This window comes from Diplocloster hominis (genome assembly GCF_032380655.1).
Classification (GTDB): domain Bacteria; phylum Bacillota; class Clostridia; order Lachnospirales; family Lachnospiraceae; genus Diplocloster; species Diplocloster hominis.
On sequence record NZ_JAWDIY010000038.1, the window covers coordinates 16,436 to 36,307 of the forward strand.

The 19,872-nt window shown below is 50.5% G+C and carries 11 protein-coding genes; 1 reads left to right on the top strand and 10 read right to left on the bottom strand.

Annotated elements, in window-relative coordinates; genetic code table 11:
• Positions 1-38: 38 nt before the first annotated feature.
• The 8 genes from ABC831_RS22545 to ABC831_RS22580 all read right to left on the bottom strand — a co-directional run bounded on the left by ABC831_RS22545 (position 39) and on the right by ABC831_RS22580 (position 15,107).
• Positions 39-1,412 carry an extracellular solute-binding protein gene (locus ABC831_RS22545; RefSeq protein ID WP_343250327.1) on the bottom strand — a complete coding sequence of 458 codons (1,374 nt, stop codon included), beginning with the start codon at positions 1,410-1,412 and terminating at the stop codon, positions 39-41.
• A gap of 219 nt (positions 1,413-1,631) precedes the next feature.
• On the bottom strand, positions 1,632-6,887 hold the full coding sequence (locus ABC831_RS22550) for a glycosyl hydrolase family 95 catalytic domain-containing protein (RefSeq protein ID WP_343250328.1): 5,256 nt from the start codon (positions 6,885-6,887) through the stop codon (positions 1,632-1,634).
• A 102-nt stretch (positions 6,888-6,989) separates the two neighbouring features.
• Positions 6,990-7,343, bottom strand: a complete 354-nt coding sequence (locus ABC831_RS22555) for a hypothetical protein (protein WP_343250329.1) — start codon at positions 7,341-7,343, stop codon at positions 6,990-6,992.
• A gap of 356 nt (positions 7,344-7,699) precedes the next feature.
• Positions 7,700-8,794, bottom strand: a complete 1,095-nt coding sequence (locus ABC831_RS22560; RefSeq protein ID WP_343250330.1) for a GntR family transcriptional regulator — start codon at positions 8,792-8,794, stop codon at positions 7,700-7,702.
• Positions 8,795-8,899: 105 nt separating this feature from the next.
• On the bottom strand, positions 8,900-11,716 hold the full coding sequence (locus ABC831_RS22565; protein WP_343250331.1) for a glycoside hydrolase family 38 N-terminal domain-containing protein: 2,817 nt from the start codon (positions 11,714-11,716) through the stop codon (positions 8,900-8,902).
• 170 nt (positions 11,717-11,886) lie between these two features.
• On the bottom strand, positions 11,887-12,708 hold the full coding sequence (locus tag ABC831_RS22570; protein WP_343250332.1) for a carbohydrate ABC transporter permease: 822 nt from the start codon (positions 12,706-12,708) through the stop codon (positions 11,887-11,889).
• 1 nt (position 12,709) lies between these two features.
• Positions 12,710-13,462 carry a carbohydrate ABC transporter permease gene (locus ABC831_RS22575; protein WP_343250333.1) on the bottom strand — a complete coding sequence of 251 codons (753 nt, stop codon included), beginning with the start codon at positions 13,460-13,462 and terminating at the stop codon, positions 12,710-12,712.
• 205 nt (positions 13,463-13,667) lie between these two features.
• Positions 13,668-15,107, bottom strand: a complete 1,440-nt coding sequence (locus ABC831_RS22580; protein WP_343250334.1) for an extracellular solute-binding protein — start codon at positions 15,105-15,107, stop codon at positions 13,668-13,670.
• A gap of 279 nt (positions 15,108-15,386) precedes the next feature.
• Between ABC831_RS22580 and ABC831_RS22585 the strand changes: the two genes are divergently transcribed.
• Positions 15,387-17,681, top strand: coding sequence for a glycoside hydrolase family 2 protein (locus ABC831_RS22585; protein ID WP_343250335.1), 2,295 nt, complete (start codon positions 15,387-15,389; stop codon positions 17,679-17,681).
• Positions 17,682-17,862: 181 nt separating this feature from the next.
• Here ABC831_RS22585 and ABC831_RS22590 read toward each other — a convergent pair whose 3' ends face one another.
• Both ABC831_RS22590 and ABC831_RS22595 read right to left on the bottom strand, forming a co-directional pair.
• Positions 17,863-18,594 carry an SIR2 family NAD-dependent protein deacylase gene (locus tag ABC831_RS22590; protein ID WP_343250336.1) on the bottom strand — a complete coding sequence of 244 codons (732 nt, stop codon included), beginning with the start codon at positions 18,592-18,594 and terminating at the stop codon, positions 17,863-17,865.
• Positions 18,595-18,722: 128 nt separating this feature from the next.
• Positions 18,723-19,775, bottom strand: coding sequence for an NAD(P)H-dependent flavin oxidoreductase (locus ABC831_RS22595; RefSeq protein ID WP_343250337.1), 1,053 nt, complete (start codon positions 19,773-19,775; stop codon positions 18,723-18,725).
• Positions 19,776-19,872 lie beyond the last annotated feature (97 nt).

Genomic DNA, 19,872 nt, shown 5'->3' on the forward strand with positions numbered 1-19,872 from the left:
TCTAACCACAGACTGCCGGCCATAAACTCTACCGCCTGTTACTGTTCGGCTTCCTGCTCCGCATATTTTTGCAGGGCCGTGAACTGTTCCTGTGCATCCTTGCCTCCGGCTATGGCCAGAGAGATATTGTTGAATTCTCCGCCAACATTGGCTCCGAACTGCCGGTCCATGGGAGTGAGGGCTTTTTTCACCTGTCCCTGCAGCTTCATGATCTGTGCGGTTACCGGATCTACCTTGGATTCATCGATCTGCAGGTTTGTGGCGGAGAGCGCTCCGCAGTCTACGACGTATTTTTCCTGGATCTGCGGGTCGGATAATAATTTCAGGAACGCCATCGCCGCTTCTTTGTTTTCACATTTTTCACTGATGGCAAAAAGCTTCTCCACGCTGGCGATATGTACGTCATTGTATTCCGGGTTTTTCGCCGGTAACAGGAATACACCCACATTATCTGTGCCGCCCATGCCCTCGATCACTGCCGATGTATCCCAGGTTCCCATTGGGTACATGGCCGCTTTCTGGCTTGTGAACAGGCTTCTTCCCTCATCATAGGCAAGTCCTAAGAAGCTCTCCGGGAACGCGCCGGCCGCCGCCATCTCCTGAAGCAGTTTTCCGGTCTCCACATAGCGGGGATCGTCCCAGGTTGTTTTGCCGGATACGATATCGTCGAAGAGTTCCTTGCCCGCGACTCCGCCGGATAATTCCAGAAGCATCTGCGCAGGTACCCACGCATCCTGGCAGGCCATGGAGACCGGGATCACCCCTGCGTCCTTAAAGGTCTTGACCGCATTCATGAATTCGTCCCAGGTCGTGGGAACTTCTACGTTGTTCTCCTTGAACATCTGGGTATTATAGTAGACCGGTATAATGGCCTGGCCCATGGGAACCGCATAGATCTGATCGTTATACGTAACCGCATCAAAAACTCCGCTGTTGAAACGTCCCATCCATTCGCTGTCGGCATTCAGCCCCTCGCTCAGGGAATATACCTTGCCGCTGTTCACATAATCCTCCATGAAGCCTGCCTCCCAGGTAAAGAAGATATCCGTCACATCGTTCTGGGTCATAAGCGTAGCCAATTTCGTCTTATACTGCTCATTTTCATACCACTCCAGCTCGATCTTCGCATTAAAGTCATTTCCCGCGTTGAAGAGGTCGGCCGCGGCTGTAATGACATCGGTAAATGCCTGCTCATTGGAGCCTCCCACCGCCATGAAGGTCAGCACCGTCTCCGGCTTCGCTTCCCCGGCCTTGGCATCTGTCTGATCAGCCTCCTTGGAAGCTCCCTCCTCATTCGAGCTGGCCGCCGCGGGTTCCTCCGTGCCGGCTGCCGTATCCTTTGTTCCTCCACATCCTGCGGCTGTAACCGCCATCGTGATTCCCAGCAAAAGTGCTAAAATTTTTCGTTTCATCCCTGTTCCTCCTAAGCTTTTTTAACTGATAACGTCATTATAGAGGATTTATTTTTGGTTATATATGCTTGTTTTTATCTGAAATGTTGATTTTTTTGTCTTTTATAGACAATGTGTCCCAAAAGGTAAATACGGCATTTTATCCTTCGGGCGCCGGCTTCCTGATTGGAAACCGCCGCCCGAAGGATCTGTTTGGTCACATCTTATAGCTATTGTATCTTATTTTTGTTTTTTCTTATAGAAGTACCAAATTGCTGCAATTATGAGTAACAACAGGAGGATTCCGACCGCAACAGGCAGGACTCCTGTCCCTTCTGAGTTCTTCTGTACATTCTCGTTTTGGGTGTCTGTGTCCGTCTGGCCTGCAGCGGCATCCGAAGCTGCTTCCTTAGGTTCTTTTGTATCATTCCCATTCTGATCTTGTTCGCTGCCAGAAGATTCTGCGCCGCTGCCATCCGGATCAGAAGGTTCGGAAGCGCCCTTGGTTTTGTCCGTGCTGTCGGGAGCGTCCGCAACCGTAATATTTACGTTTACCGGTCTGCGGTAAGTGCCCTGGAAAGACACCTGGGTCTTAGGATCCTTTTCCGTATTTTGCTCCTTATCTTCGGAATCTTTCTTATCGTTATCGGAATCATTGTCCGTATCCTTGTTGTCTTTGCCCTCATCGGACAGTCCGGGCTTCCCGTTGTCGTCATTCCCAGCCGGAACCTCTACCAGTCCCGCCACCGCATCCTCAATCTCCCGAACGGCCTGATCGATCTGATCTTTTGTAGCGTCACCATTCTCCGCCACACTCCGGCCGCGCATTATAGCGGCGCCGAGCAATGAGTAGCTTTCCGGAGTATAGTTTTCCGCCTTGTACAGTCCGGCCCTTTGTATTGCGTTGAACAGAACCTCTTTCTCTTCTTTTACCTTTGCCTTCGCATTGGCTGCCGTCAGCTCTGCCGTCACCTGGTCCACCTGCTCCTGCGCCGCCGCTGGATCGTCATAGATACTCCTGGCGCTGTCATAGATTCCCTGCAGCCCTGCGATCGAGCCGGGCATAAAGCTGTCGGCACTGCCCAGAATAACCGCTGCTTTCTCCAGCGCGTTCGCAAGCGCGCTCTTATCCGCCGTATCCCGTATAAGCTGCGAGAAGCTGTTCTGAAGATCCTGATAAGCTTTCAGGATATCTGCTTCCGAAGAATCGTCATTGATCAGTCTGGCCGCGTTCAGCGCACTTATTAGTGCCTCATAGCTTGCCGGTGTATAATCATTTCCGTCCAGTTTCTCCAACAGGCCGATCAGTTCCGTTAAATCTGCCCTGTCTGCGATTTCCTTCAGATTCACGATGGCCTGTAACAGCGCATCCGCAGCGCTATTGATATCATCCTGGCCAGCCTCTCCATTTTCAGCTTTTGCGAAAATTTCCTTTGCGTAATCCAGTGCCTGGTTAAGTTCCTCCACTTTACCGGGACGCAGATTCGTGGTATCGATGGCAGCCGCCTGATCGATCAGCGTACTCAGTTCGGTGGTGTTAAGCGGCGGTGCGGTCCGCTCTAATGCCAGCCTGGCAGTCAGCAGACGATTATAAGCCTTGTTGGCTGCGCTTTGTGAAAGGTTCTCATCTGTCAGCAGCGGGCTGATTTCTCCTAAGACGATCTGGAATGCAGCCCAGCTCTCAGGCACATACTCCTCCTCGTTTAAGGCATTGCATTCTTCTATCAGTTTGCTCAACTGTGTTTTATCCGCTTTTCGTTCCAACGCCAGGTAAGCGGCTTCCAGCGCATCCAAAGCATCATCCAGTTCCTTTTGGGTCACCGCGGTCACCAGAGTGCTGCCGGCTGCGGCCAGTGCCTGTTGGAAATTCTCCCAGCCGGCAGGAGTATAATTATCATTTTCAAGCTCCCCGTATCGTTCACAGGCCTCCCGGAGTCCGGTACTGTCCATTCCTGCCGCCGTGTCGATATACACAATGAAGGCGTCCACATCGATCCGGCCCTTGCCGCTGCCTCCCATGGAAGTAATTTCTATCGTATGTTCCGTGTTCGCCAGATTCCTATTGGAATAACCCACGTACTGACTGGCTCCGTCCTGCACGTTGACGCTGATTTCATTCTCCACTACCTGGCCGTCCAGTGTCACACAAAAGCTCCCCAGATGCCCGCCGGTGGATGTGATGAATTCGATTCCGGTTCCTGTGAAAGTCAGAGCAGCTTTGTCTCCGGCATTCTTACTGTTGGTAACCGTCCCGTTCATATGCTTGCTCTCATCCCATGTCACCCATGATCCCGTGTAATGAATCCTGGAATCCCGGTCATCGATGTTTTCTGTGTGAATCCCCAATGCTTTATGTGCCGCCCGAAGCGCCGACAAAGCTCCCTCGATCTCCTGCTGTGTGCTGTCAAGATTCCACAGTACCGAGGAGGCGTCCGTCAGAGCCGACTGGAAATCCGCCCACACGTCCTCCTGATAGGAACCATTATTTTCCATTGACCGGTAGCTGTTATACGCTTCCAGCAGCCCGCTTCTGTCCGTCTGTGCCGGACTGCTGCGGTAAATATTAAATGCATCCACATCAACCCGTGTCTTTCCGGCAGTATCCATGGTCGTTATCGTAATGGTGTGCTCTCCGGGTTCCAGATCCATCTTGGAAAATCCCAGATATTGGGCCTGTCCGTCCGCGAAATTTAAATCAATCTGCGGTTCCACCACTTTATCGTCTATAGTAACACGAATCCCGCCGATATGTCCGCCGGTGCTGGTGATGAACTCGATCCCGCTTCCGTTAAACGTAAGGCTGGCGGTACTGCCTGGTGCAGCGCCCGGTTCAGAGTTCGTGATGGTACCGTTCATATGCTTCGCTTCTTCCCAGGTTACCCAGGAGCCGTTATATGTAATCCTGGGATCCCGGTCATCCACATTTTCCTTTTCCAATACCGGAAGCTCCATCAGCAGATCGATGGTTCCTGTTGCCCTGGAACCATCCAGCGCTTCTGCAGTAACCCTTACCCTGCCTCCTGAGACAGCCGTGACCACCCCGTTCTCGTCGATGCCCGCTATGGCATTGGCATCCATATTGTCGGTCAGGGATTCCATACTCCAGCGCACCGGTATATCCTGTCCATCCTTTACGGACAACTGCACGGTTTCCCCTGCCTTACACAAAACCGTCCTGCCATCCTGAGCCTCTATCGTGAAGTCCTCATGCTCCGCCCCATTTACCGGTACCATAGCCAGCAATGCCTGGGACAGCGCTTCCACCGTATTGATCTCCAAAGCAGCCTGCAGCGCATCCTTGCTTGCTTTTGTATAGTTATCATTCAGTTTCTGCGACGCTTCTTTGATCAATTCTTCCAGGCTTAATGCCGCCCGGTTTACCTGGAATCTGGGATCTTCCGACAGATTCACCCCTTTTCCTTTATATAGTACCCTGGGTGTCGCTCCGCTGGGAGAATCGATCGTACAGCTTACCAGCTCACCGTCAGCCCATTCCATGCTCAGCTGATATCCTCCGCGTCCGCGGATTCCCTTAATCGTACCACTGGACCATTGGTCCGGAATATTTTCCATTAGGTTCAGTTCATCAAACCGGCTGTCCAGAATCGCTTCTGCCACAGAATTACTGACCGGGCACCAGTATCTCCAGTCATTATTGGAGGTATTGGTTCCTGCGATTCCATGAGGCATCGCGGAAAATGCGGTCTGCGGGTCCCCGAGGCGCACCGACATCGTCGCTCTGTCCGGATGCTGTCCGCCGCCCCGGGAGAACAGTCTCTTCCCTTCCTCCTGCGCGGCATAGTACAGGGCCGGAGTATCCGCCTCATTGATCCCGGAATGATTCATGAAGATTCCCAGCAGGTGGGAGGCGTGTCTGTGACCGGCATCACCTGTCGTGTACTCGTTGTACCATTCTTTTAATCTGCCTGTATCCAGATCAATAAAAAGTTCCAGAGGGACCATCTTCTCACGGGCGGTCAGTACATCTGCCAGCAAAGTCCTGTCATATTCCACGCCGGCCTCATCCAAAGCTTCAGCCCCGCTCTCCATCATGTGAAATAGATTATTGTAAATCTCCACATCCGCCGCCGTACTGATATCAAAAGAAGCTTTGCCGCCTCCCGAAAGCTTATACCAGTGTTCCGGAGATCCGGCAGGAGCGATAACCAGATAATCCTTCAGTTCCCCGTTTACTCCGTCCACTTGTGTAAGGGTGCTGAGGGCAAAGCGCGCCGCCCCCTCCATGATCGGGTAGTACTTCTTCAGCAGTTCAATATCCTGTGTAAAATCATACTTGTCATACAGGCTGTCCAGTGCCCACATGCCGCCGGATGTCCAGCTGCCATACTCCACTGCGTCACCCCACATGGCAGTCTTGGCCCAGATATCCGTGGAGTGAGCGACTACCCAGGCACCCTCGGCAGCACCGTAGGTGGTCTGTGCTGTTTTTCCTCCTGTCGTCTCATCCGCAAAGCTTTCAAGCAGTTTAAACAGGGCGTCCGAAGTGTCCGCCAGATTTCCCGGCCCCTTGATCGCCGACATTTTTTGTATATTTTCATTCAGGTAGTATGCCGACTGGTTCGCCGGACTCCAGGAAGCATTCCATATCCCCAGCAGGTTCTGTGCGGCCTGAGAGTTCTCCCTCTCGCAGCACAGCGCGATATAGCGCCCGTACTGGAAATGACGCGCATATTCAAATGGAGTGATATCCACATTTCCATACTTTATGGTATTTCCGTCCATATCGATCCACAGACGCCTAAACAGCGACCGGAAATCCGTCTGATGATCCTCCAGCAGCTTGTCATACCCTTTCTGCACTGCCGCGTCCAGGCTCCTGCGTACATTCCCGGACACATCGATCCCGCTCCTGGCCGGATCCGTTTTAAAATCTTTATAACTCGTCTCACAGGTATACAGCAGCACAATCTCATCCGCATCGGCTACCTGTAATGAGTTTCCGGAAACAGTCATCGTCCCGTTCACTGGCAGAACCTTCACTCTGGCCTCAAAAGTGGTACCCCGGTCCTCATGCCAGGTCGCCTGATTGCCGTACTTTTCAATCGGGGCACGGCCGGTCATGACAATCTCATTTTTCTCCTGATCCACGGTGACTTTATTCACATCCGCTTTTCCAACCATCTGGGAGGGCAGTTCCAGCGTGACATTCATCTTCATTTTCTGTCCGCCGTCATTCTCAAGCTTCACCGCCATAACATTGTCCGGGTTACTGATAAAAGCCTGTCTGCTATAGGTCACCCCATCCTTCTTAAATGAAACTTCCGAGGCAGCACCATCCATATCCAGTACTCTGCTGTAGTCCGTCGTCCCGGAAGTAAGTTCCGGAAAATCCAGAATCATTCGCCCGAGCGGCAGAAACGTACTCTGCGCATTACAGGGAGCATCCCATATTTTCTTCGTCTGCGCTTCCACCTTCTTAAAAATAGCCAGACGCTCTTCATCGGAGATTCCCTCCCGGTATGCGTCCGTCAGCATTTGCCTTAATTCTTCATAAGCCGCCAGCCTCTGTTCCGGTGTATTCCCATAACTGCCGTCTCCCCCCGCATTCAGCTGCTCTCCAAAAGCCGGGTCTCCGGATCAGAACGTGGAGTGGTTAAGCTGGAATACATCCTTGGCCACGCCCCCGTTTTCCTTCGCTCCAAACACGCCATTCCCTATCGGAGTCCCCCAGGAGCCTCCCGCATTGGTCTCCGGCCCTCCCAGGTCCAGCCGCAGCTTCGTCCAATCCTCTTTCCCAGGTGAAGATGCCGACATCTCAAACGCAGAATCAGCCGGCGCTGCTGAAACAGAACCCACATCAGATATAACCGTTATTCCTGTGATACAAAGTGCCATACCGACTGCCGCCATCCGTGTCCACACTTTTCTCCTATCCGGCCACTTCATCATCCGATGCAGACCACCGCCGGATATCCACTTTCTTCTCAACATATCTCTCCTCCTGCTTCCATTTGTACTATTTTTTGCGGACTTTCCGCAAACCGCTTTAAAGCAGTCTTATTATATAATCATTTTAACGAAAAATATATTAATAGAATTGTCCCTTTTGTTTACTTTTTTGACCCATTCTGGAATTACAGCAGAAAAAGATATACAACCTGATGTGCAGAAAGTATAAGATCAGACTGACGAATAGTAATAATAACAAAATCTGCCGCGGCGGGCCGCGTAAGCGGCATCTTCCTTTCCGCCGCAGTGCGGTCCCCGCGGAGCGTTTTATTTCATAGGAGCACTTTTCTACGAAAAAAAGCCGGGCACCCGTCTCATCACGGGCTGCCCGCCGCTCACTACAAACGTTGAATTTTCCGGGTACTGGCCCGTTTCAATAATTCCACCGGAAGGATTTCCTGGTAGATATAGTCCCGCTCCCCGCTCAGAAGCTTCCTGGCGATCCGGGCCGCCTCATACCCGATCTTAAAGAAAGGCTGTTCGATGGTAGAGATCGGGACCGCAGCACTCTGGGCGATGCTCAGATTATCGAAGCCGATAAGGATCATATCGTCCGGCACCTCCATATGGATCGACTGCAGATAATTCAGGACCTCCACCGCAGTCACATCATTGGCACAAAACAGCGCGTCCGGAGGTTCCGGCAGTTCCAGCAGCCGGTCCACGATCCGCATGGATTCGTCCCCCAGCTCACCGAACTGCACGTACTTTTCATCATAAGGGATACCCGCTTCCCGAAGGGCGATCTCATAGCCCGCCTTCCTCTGCACCAGGGAGTAGGCGATGCTGACCGGCTCCATACTGACGAAGCCGATACGTCTGGCGTTGCATTTGATCAGATGCCTGGTAGCCATGTAGCCGCCGTTTACATTGTCGCACACCACCAGATTAGCCACCAGATGCTGCGGAATCCGGTCCACGAACACGAACTCGACTCCCTTTTGCATCATCTGAAAATACATAGAAAAATTCTCCGAAGAGGAACAGGGCTGTATCATAATGCATTTGGACCCATCCTCCACCAGCCGTTTTATCACCTCGCATTCCTCCTGCGCGTTTTTATGGCTGGAATGCACGGTCAGATAGTAGGAGTGATTGGATAAATAGGCGTCCGCACCCTGTATATAGTCCAGGGCGCCCGTGTAATCATTTTCATTTGCAAGCACGAAGGGAATAAACTGGATTTCCTTTTCTTCCTCCGCTTCCTCCGTCTCACCTGCGATATAAGTACCGCCTCCCTGTACGCGCCGAACGATCCCCCGCTGCTGAAGCTCCCGGATCGCCCTCTGTATGGTGATCCGGCTGGTTCCCAGCTTCTCTACCAACTGCATTTCCGTGGGCAGTTTATCTCCCGCAGTTAAATGGTGTTCTTTTATATAATTCAGCAAATATGTGGTAACCATTGCATATTTGGTTTCGTTTTGATTGCGCATACAGTCACTCCTTCTATCCCCTCTGTTTCTTATTAGATTATAAAGGTGTTTGTGCGGAAGTGCAACCGGTATTGCCAAAATCTGGTGCGTACAGTGGATCTGTCATCAATACAGAATCTTTATGCAGTCCAGCGTGCAGGCAGCCTGCCGGACAGTCAGATTCTTTCCTTTGTCCGCCAGTTTTTCACCGGTGTTTTCCATGGCGTCCGAACGGCTGACCTCTTTCCAGCTGTCAAAGGAAGCCACTGCCAGCTGTCCGTCCTTCTCTTCACAGTTATAATACCTGAGCAGAAGGCCTTTTCCATCTTCTGTTTCCTTTAAGGCCGTTACTTTTACACGGCCGTCCACATTCAGGAACCCAAAGGACTGTCCCAGCGTTCCGCTATGTACACTGTTCGAATAGGCATAGACCGGATGGGAGAAACACATAGCCCTGGACATCATCTCACACCAGTCTGCCGACGGCAGAACTCCGATTCCCAGTTCCCAGCGGTGGAAGCCCAGATCCGGGTAACGGTCAGGCGTGTACGCGGCCCGCAGCAGATTCATCAGGATCGCCTGTTTTTCCGTCCGATAGCCATATTTACTGTCTGACGTGAGCATCAGGCAACTCCCTTCCTCCACCGGAAGCGGCGCCCCATAGTAGATCGCCGGCACATCATGCCCGGCGCTTTCCCGTTCGACCACACCACCCGGGACATCATATCTGGTCTGCCCGGAGACATATCCAAAGGGCATGTAGAACTGAAGCTGGGGTGTTACTCCCCCCGGTGTTCCTGTCTCGTGCCAGTCCGCCTGTATCCGGTAACGAAGCATCTCAGACTGATCATCCAATATGACATCCACCACCAGGGAAGAATCATGGAAATCCATCTGATATGTGATCCACTGCCGGATTCCGTTATTCTTCTGCTCCAGGATACGGATCGCACACTCCTCATTCAGATCCTCGATCTTCCGGTAGGCCCCGACCATCCACGCGGAGTAATCCCTGGAATCATCTTCCAGGATATACCGGAAGTAACCGGAAGGTCTACCGGCCAGCAGCTCTGTCTGATTCTGTTTCTCCGTAAGGGAAACCAGCTTCATCGAGTCTGTGGCAAAAACAGCCTTCAGCTTCTGATTTTCCAGTACATAGACCCCATCCTCCATCCGGTGGACCCTGGGTTCATCCGTCTTGTGCACTTTCATGGGCAGTTCGTCTTCCCGGATATAATAATTGGCATATCCAAAAGGCGGGACCTGGGCGGTAAACACCAGCTTGTGGAAGCTGTGCTGCCAGTAGCTTTGGTCCTTCTTCACCACTTCATACGCTACCTGCTTTCCTTCCCCATCCGTCACTATGGTTCTGTCAAGCGCTGCCTGCCAGTCCCACAGCGTGATTTCCACGGGTTCCAGACGGGGATACTGCGTGGTATTGAACAAAGTATAGACCCGGATATTTCCCTTACCTCTGCACGCCTCTGTGATTTTCCTTCCGTCTGACGCGGCCTGGCCGGACCGCATAGGGGTTCCCATGGTATTATAACCCACTCCCGCTCCTTCCGACGTAGAGTCCTTCCCATCCGGGTAACCCATGGCCGAAGTGTCGATCAGATCCCCCACCACCTTCATGGACCGGTTCGCGCAGGCGATTCCGTAGGACATGGCTTCCTGGCTGATTCCCAATGAATAGGATACCGTATCATCCACGCAGGAGCCGGGCAGAATATCGTGGAACTGATTGAACATGATATTCCTCCAGCCTTTTTGAAGGCCGCCGCGGTTGCTTCTGGATTCCCGGCACAGGTATTCCATGGCCCCCAGCACCTCGCTGTCGTAGAAGCTGTCCTCTGCGGTACGGTTAGCCTTTTTGATCCGGGACTGAGTCGTATAGCATCCCGTGAAAATGTAATTCAATTCCCGTTCCACCACAGGATAATCTTCCCTGTTTTTCTCAAGCGCCCGAAAGAAATCATGATATCTGCCGAACTGTATCTCTGGAAGCAGCGGCCATTCCCTCATATCGATGATCCGTTCCAGGTCCCTTCTGGTGGGGCCTCCGCCATGGTCACCCACGCCATATACAAAGAGCGCCTCCCGGGTATGATTCCTCTTACAGTATCCGGGCACATAGGAAGCCATCTCATAGTCCACTGGTCCCAGATACCAGTTCGGTTCCCGGTATACCAGCACTTCTTTCCCCGAAGGCACTCTCCAGCGGTAGACTTCCTCCTGATCATTCCCCCGGCAGTGGAAATAATATTTGATCCCTCCATGGCTTAAGATCTCCGGTACGTAACGGCTGTGTCCGAAGGTATCCGGTTCAAAATCCACCTGTATGGAATCCGGGTCGATCCCCAGCAGTCCTTTCAGATATTCTTTGGTGTATAAAATATGACGGACCATGGCTTCCGTACCTGTCATATTTTTGTCCGCTTCCACCCAGCTGGACGCGGTTACCTCCCAGCGTCCCTCCTGCACCCGCTTCCGGATCTCAGGGAGCATGGACGGCGCATATTTCTCAATAATCTCATAGGTGGACGCCTGAGACTGGGAAAAAATAAAATCCGGATATTCTTCCAGCAGGTTCAGCATCGTCTGGAACGTATCGATCACAACGCTGACCGTCTCCGGCATCCCCCACATCCAGTTCATATCGATATGGGCGTGGGCCGCGCAGGTCACATGGTATTGTTTGGCTCTCCCGCTATAGGCGGACAGCGCTTCCTCCGCCTCTCTTACATCATTTTCGATCAGACCTCCCCGGGCCATTAATTTCCCGTACAGGCCATCCGCCGTCCGGCAGAAAAGCTCCGGTACGGCCTGGTCTTCCTCCTCAAACAGATTGCGCAGGAATTCCAGTTCGGCCAGAATTCTCTGTTCCCAGTAGTTCCGTCCGCATTGCTCTTTTAATTTCCAGTATAATTTTAATTCGCTCATCTTTTCCTCCATACGTGCGCTTTTCAGCACATTTAGGTATGGGTGAACATTTTTTTGTTCAACCGTTCCTCCATACGTGCGCTTTTTTGCACATTTAGGTATGGGTGAACATCTTTTTGTTCAACCGTTCCTCCATATGTGCGCTTTTCAGCACATACAGTCATCCTCTCTTAACCTTTTCCTGCCCCCGACATACTGAATCCTTTGGACATATAGTTCTGGCCGATGACATATAAAAACAGTACGGGAACCGCATATAAAATGGAAAATGCGGTGAGTTCCCCATATGAGATATCCCACATGCCTATATACTGATACATGGTGACCGCAGCCGGATATTTGCCGGCCGATTTCAGCAGAATAAACGGCACCATGAAATTCCCCCACGCTCCGATAAACGCCTGTATCGCTACACAGAAGGTACCAGGCACCATCAGGGGCACGATGATCCTTCGTATCCGCTGCCAGGTACCTGCCCCATCCACGCTGGCCGCTTCCTCCAGATACAGCGGTACGCTGTCCATAAAGTTCTTCATCATCCAAAGGGAATACGGCAGCGTCGTGGCAGCCATAAACAAGATGATACCCGCCAGGCTGTCATTGAGCTTCAGCGTTACAAACATCCGGTAAACCGGTACGATCAGCACCGTCCCCGGCAGAGACGACATAAACAGCACCGTCATCAAAAAAGATTTTTTATATTTCATCTCATATCTGGACAGCGCGTATCCGGCCAGCCCGGAACAGATAATAACCAGAACCGCCACTCCAAACGAGAGAATCAGGCTGTTCAGAAAGGACATCTGATTCGTATGGCTTTTCAGTACCGAGGCAAAATTCTGCATCGTGATCCCGGAAGGCAGCTTGGTAAATACGTTGGCACTGGGATCGACGGAGGCCATGAACATCCACAGCATGGGCAGCAGCCACATCACAGCCATAAGGATCATCACGGCATTTACAATCAGCGCAAGTTTTCTCTTTTTCTTCATGTCAATCCTCCTTGCCTGCTGCTTTTATGTAGAAAATACCGAAGATCACTCCGACCACCAGGGAAATAATAGAGATCGCCACTCCATAGCCCAGTTGAGAATTTTTAAACGCCTTGATATACATCAGGATTGGAAGTGTCTGGGTCTTTCCGCTGGGACCGCCGCCGGTCATGATCCAGATCAGGCCGAAAGATCCAAGCGTCATCAGTGTGATCAGCATGGTATTTGTCATTATCGTATTTTTGATAGTCGGTAAAATAATATAATATATTTTCTTGACCAGGTTCGCTCCGTCCAGTTTTGAGGATTCTTCGATATCCGACGGGACATCATCCAACGCCGCCTGGTACGCCAGCATGGAAAACGCCGTTCCTCTCCACACATTCGCTATGATGACCGCTGCCATCGGGAAGGTATACAGCCAGGAAACTCCGGAAATCCCCAGTCCCTCCAGAATCATATTCAAGGTCCCGCTGTCATGGAACAGGGAACTCATACAGAAAGCAGCCACCATCTCCGGCATAATCCAGCCGATCATAATGATACTTCCTACAACTTTCCGTACTTTTTTGTGACAGCTTCTCATCATATAGGCAAAGCCAAATCCCAGCAGTGTCTGTCCCACTACGGAACCCACCATAAACACCAGTGTATTTAAAATTGCTTTCTTTACCATTGGATCTGCAATCATATGCTTATAATTTTCCAGTCCGATAAATCGAAGATCGCTGGCATTGCTACCTGTTAATGCCATATTGGTAAATGAAAAATATAGGCTTAATATGACCGGTCCCACGAAAAAAATCAGCAGCAGAACAACAGAAGGAACTAAATAGATTACTTTTTTCCCAAACGATATTTGTTTATGCAACTTTTTTCTCCTTTTTTGAAGAGAGTTCAAAACTCCTTGCTTGAACGAAAAGGGGGCTGCCGGGATCTTGCTTACAGCCCCCATTTTCCTATTTGGACAGGTCCTGCGTATTCTCCTCACCTACGATGGAGATAACAGATTGAGAATAATTCTCCAGCGCCTCCGCGGGGTCATTTCCACACACGACGGAATTAACCATTTGAGATAAGAAGGTGGATACTTCCGAATACTTCTCATTGTGCGGCCGGTACTGTGCGTTCTGCAGCAGTTCCGTGGCTTCCTGCATAAACGGCCGTGAAGACAGGTCTGCATAGTTCGCAGCGTCTGTTACATCGATGGTAGGCAGCTGGCCGCACTCCATCATATAGGTCACTACCTGTTCTTTGTTATCCATCATCGCTGTGATAAAATCAAAGGCAAGTTCCTTCTCCTCAGAATGGGATGAAATAGACCACGCATAGCCTCCGGACATCGTAACGCTTCCGCCCAGATCTCCATTCTGGGTAGGCATCGGGATCAGCGACAGGGTTTTATCCCAATCCGCCCACTCAAAGCTTTGTCCGGCACTGTAAAACGCGTTGGGTACTGCGGTTGACGTAAGAACCATGCCTAATTTTCCGTCTCTCATATACTCCATCGCATAATTCAAAGAGTTGGTGTTCGTAACTTCAGACGCGCTTCCGGTCAGTTCTTCCTGCATCGTAGTCTGGAAGAATTCAAGGCTGGAGAGCATGTCCTTGCTTCTGATATTCCATTTTCCGGTTTCCGTATCAAAAAGGTGATCTTTGGTTCCGTACAGCACCATTTCAAAAGTATTGATGCTGGTTGCCTCTGAAGTCTCCTCACAGGTATACCAGAAAGGAACTACTCCTTCACATTTTTCCTTGATCTGACGGCAGCCATCCAACAGTTCCGCCCAGGTAGCCGGTTTCCAGTCTTTCGGAAGCCCTGCCTGTTCCAGTACCGCGGTGTTTGCCCAGATTCCTCTGGAATCCGTAGCCAGAGGGATACCATAAACCTTACCGTCCATACCGGTCGCCGCTTCTTTACAAGCATCAATCACAGCGCCGTTGGACCAGGATTCCCAGCTTCCCAGATATTCATCCAGCGGAGCCAGATAATTGGCTGCCGCATCCGCCGTTACCTGGAAGGAGTCTTCATAGAAAATGTCAGGTGCTGTGCTTTCATCAGAGAGCTCCAGCGCCATCTTCGTAAAATAATCTCCTTCCGATCCTACATAGGGAATCAGTTCCAGTTCTACCTTATCTTTCTGATCCCATTTGTCATATGTATCCATTGCCCATTTGTGGATCCAGCCGTCTTCCTTAGCGTCTTCTCCGCTGGCATCCAGATATGCAAAGGTTATTTTCGTTTTATCACCGGACTGTCCGGAATCAGAACTTTGCTCCGTGCCTGTACCGTTGTTTGTGTTCGCATCTGTGCCCGCTTTGTCGTCTGACTTTCCGCAGGCAGAAATTCCCAATACCGTCATACAAATTACCAATAAAATACAAATTTGTTTTTTCATTACCTTCCTTTTCCTTTCCTGATTACTCTTTTTTCATTCGACCGCAAGTATTTCTGTACCACATTCGTAGTATCCTCTGATTTTCCGTTTTCCCCCTTTTGCAATAACTAAATTTGATATGTATATGATATATCATTTTATATAATATGTCAATATATTTTTCCATATTGTCCTATATATTGTTTTATCATTTTCTCAAATTTGTATTGTCAAATTTTGTTCTCTATGATAAAATACCTGTAGGCGAAAGAAGCAATTCTGCGCAGGAAGGAGAAACCGATGATACATAAAAAAATCGAACAATTTTCCATGAAAGCTCATGATCCCTATACTCCTTTTTTGGGAAACTCTATGGAAACAGGGGAAGAACTGTTAGGCGTCACGGACTGGATTCCGGCAAAAGTACCGGAAAGCGTATACAAAACGCTGTTAAGAGAGGGCTATATAGAAGATCCCTTTATAGACCAGAACAGTTTAAAGTGTGAATGGGTTCCCAACCGCTGGTGGGAATACCGGGCGCATTTCCCGCTGCTAAGAAACGGCGGCCGGCATTACCGGCTTAGGATCGATCATCTGGATTATACCGCGCATCTGTGGTTTAATCACCAGCCGATCGGAGACAGCACCAATTTATTTGTCCCATTTTGCAAAGATATCACGCCTTTTATCCAGGAGGATAACGAATTATCCATTCTAATCGAGCACGCTCCCACAGAACACGGACAGATCGGCTATACGTCCAGAACCCATACCCAAAAACCCCGTTTTAATTACAAATGGGACTGGTGTATGCGGTTGGTGAGCATAGGCATTGACAGCCCTGTATATATCGAAGAATTCGGTGACACCTCCATTGAATCCCTGCGGGTGGAACAGACATTTTCCGATGACAATTCCTGTACCTTGTCCGGTGAGGTGGAGCTGTACGGATTCGGCGATACCGAACAGCAGCTTCAGCTGGAATTATCCTTTCACGGGGAAACGGTAGCCGAACAGGTGCTTACGGTTCCCGTCTCCAGCGGCTGTCAGCAGGCATTTTCATTTTCCATGGATATCGCTTCCGTTCAGCTGTGGTGGCCCAACGGCCATGGTGAACAGCCTCTGTACCAGCTGCGGGTCATCACGGGCAATACAAAGGGGGAATGCTCCGATGAGAAAACCTACTCGGTGGGCTTTCGTTCCATCCGGCATTTACCGAGTATCGGAGGTCCCAGGGACGCATTTCCCTACCGTATGCAGATAAACGGCAAGGACATTTATCTGAAAGGGGTGAACTATCTGCCGCCTGAGATGCAGCAGGCCGACATCACCCGGGACCGTCTCCGGAAGCTGGTTCAGAATATTGCAAACGCCAACTGTAATCTCATTCGGGTATGGGGAGGAGCTTACATCGGATCAGAAGATTTATACGATATCTGCGATGAGCTGGGCATATTGATCTGGCAGGAATTCACACAGAGCAGTTCCGGGATTGACAATGTCCCGTCCAAAGACCCTTATTTTATGGCCCAGCTTGCAGAAACGGCAAAAGCGGCTGTGCCCGGAATCCGTACCCATCCGTCTCTGGCTCTGTACAGCGGCGGCAATGAACTGACTGACTTTGACGGGGTTCCGGCTACTTTCGGGGACGAGAACGTGGGTATGCTTCAAAAGATCGTATCGGAAAATGACAGCAGATACATGCTTCCCACTTCCGCTTCCGGACCCAACGAATTCCTGGATATCACCACTCCCGGGAAAAACCACGATGTCCACGGCCCCTGGAAATATGAAGGCACTACCCAGCACTATACCCTATATAATAAATCGGACAGTCTGCTGCACAGCGAGTTCGGTGTGGACGGCATGGCAAACTACGATACGATGAAGCGGTTCCTCTCCCCCGGGAACCTGACCGTCACCAATATGCGGGATAACCTGGTCTGGCGGCACCGGGGTGAGCTGTGGGATACCTATGACAGAACCTGCCGGATATTCGGCACTTTCCCGCAGGAATCTCTCCGGGAATTCATCATGTGCAGCCAATACATACAGGCGGAAGGCCTCCGCTATGCTCTGGAAGCGAACAGAAGAAGAGCTTTCCAGAACTGCGGAAGCATTATCTGGCAGTATAACGAACCCTGCCCGCATGTGTCCGGCACTAATCTGGAAGATTACTATGGCGAGAAAAAACTGGCCTACTATTTTGTAAGGGACGCCTTCCGCCCGCTCACCGCTTCCCTCAGATATGACAAATTACTGTTTACATCCGGGGAAATTGTACCACTGCAGGTAACCGTCCTCAATGATTCCGACCCGTTTCACGGCGGACTATCGGTATCCGTAAAAACGGAAGAAGGACAGGTATTATATCAGCAGGACAATCCGGTTTTTGTACCCGGGAACCAGAATATGTTCCTTGAACCATTTACCGTCACGGTTCCGGATACGCGTGCACTGTCTGTCACATTGAGTCTGACCGGTAGTGGTCCCGCGGTTGTCTCTAACTATATTTTGTTTGTAACCGGGGCAGATCAGATCGCAGATCGGGCTGTAGCTGTCAGGGAATATCTCTCCTATATGGGGACTGTATGAAATTAGCCGTCAGCTTAGATAAAAGTTATAAGTTGATGCAGTACGCTGCTGGTGCATGATACTATGCCCAAAATGAAAAGCCCCCTGTGCATTGGAACCTAATATGTTCCTATCCGCAGGGGGCTTTCATATATTTATGCTTCTTTATGTTTGGTTGTTTTTGTATGTTTGGTTGTTACAATCACAGTGCCTTAACAATTTCCGGCAGTAACTCTTTTACCTGCCCGTATAGGACCAGATCAGCTTTTTCATCCAGAAAATGCGGCTGGCTTTTCAGGAGGATAATTTTACCGCCTGTAAAATCATTAAAAGTCTGCTCATAACCGGAGGAATTCAGGTCCAGTTCCAGAGCGAGCAGCACATCGGCCTGTTCGATCGCATCCACAGACCTGGTCATGACGCCATTATCCACCATATCCCCATACAGGCGGATCGATGGTCTGATGATAGACTTACACACATCACAGGTGGGTACTTTTGTACTTTTCTTGAGGTCCTCAATACTGTAATCCTTTTTGCAGTGGATACACTGATTCCGGTAGATACTTCCGTGCAGCTCGATCACGTTCTTACATCCGGCTCTCGTGGGCAGCCCGAAAATATTCCGGGTGATAATGGATTTTACTTTACCTTTTCTCTCAAGCTCTGCCAGTGCATAGTAGGAATCACTGGGTTCTCCCTGGTTGCTAAGAATGACATCCCGGTAATATTTGTAGAACATTTCCGGCCGGGTGACAAAAAACACACTGCTCAAAATCTCTTCCGGGGAGTAGCCGTACTTAGATTCCACTTCATAGGCAACCTCCTGCACTCTGAGTCTGGGGACACCGCACTCTTCCTGCAGTTTATTTCCCAACAGGCATACCAGATGCTTCGATTCCCGGATATAATTTGTCACTAACTCCAGATTCATAGAACCTCACCTCTTTCTTCCTAGTACTAACTCTATTTTCCCATTTATGCCAGATTGTGTCAATGTATTTACGGGAATTCCCTGAGTTGACTGAGGATCAAAAAAAGGGCTGATAAGATGTGAAGAAGCTATAAACAGAATTCCTGCATGATATCACTGACATGCTCTATACGATCAGCCCGGGCAGCATTGGTGCCGCAGAAAAGAAGGCCATGGTCGATGTCTCCCTGGACTGCGCGGATCAGAGCATCTGTGATGCAGTAAGGGATATGGGCCGGATCACAATGTTCCAGACATTTGTGGCAGCGGGTGGGGCGGTGCAGATCTAAGGCTGCCTCATCCACAAACCGGTTGTGAATGGCCCGCCCGGGCATCCCTACCGGGCTGTCGACGATAATAATGTCATCTTCGGAGGCATTTAAGTAAGCCTGCTTATAACTCGGATGGGCATCACACTCATGGGTGGTGACGAAACGAGTGGCCATCTGTACGGCGTCGGCACCCAGCGAACGTGCATGGTCCATATCGGATCTGGTATATATCCCGCCAGCTACCGCTACGGGAATAGGCTGCTGATACTTGATTTCATATTCCCTGATTACAGATAGGATATTTTTAATCTCCGTGTCGTAATCCAGCGTATCGATACGCTGTAGCTGGTCCCTGCAAAAGCCTAAGTGACCTCCGGCCTTTGGCCCTTCAATGATGACCATGTCCGGAGCTCTGTGATCTTTGCGGTCCCACATTTTACAGATGACAGAAGCTGATTTGGCGGAAGACACGATGGGAGCAATGCTGGTACCGCTTCCTTTTACAAGGGCCGGAAGGGCCAGAGGTAAGCCGGCGCCGGATATGATCAGGTCTGCTCCCGCATCTGCGGCGGCTTTTACATAAGAAGCGTAGGGTTTGGTGGCTACCATAATATTGACCCCGATGATTCCTTCAGGGGCAATTTGCCTGGCTTTTTTTATTTCATCGTGGATCGCACGGATATTGGCCGCTGCCGGATCTTTGTCAAAATCAGGGTCCCGGAATCCAATCTGGGCGGCAGAAATGATACCAACCCCGCCGGCCTTCGCTACAGCACCGGCCAGGCCGGACAGGCTGACCCCTACTCCCATACCTCCCTGTATAACCGGTACGGTGGCTTTCCGGTTTCCGAATTTTAGTTCTTTATTCATAAAAATCTCCATTCCGCCGCCAATTTGACGGCATAAATAGTTAAGGAAGGCCTGCTTTCTTTCACATACATTTACTATACTCTGCCGCCGGCAGACG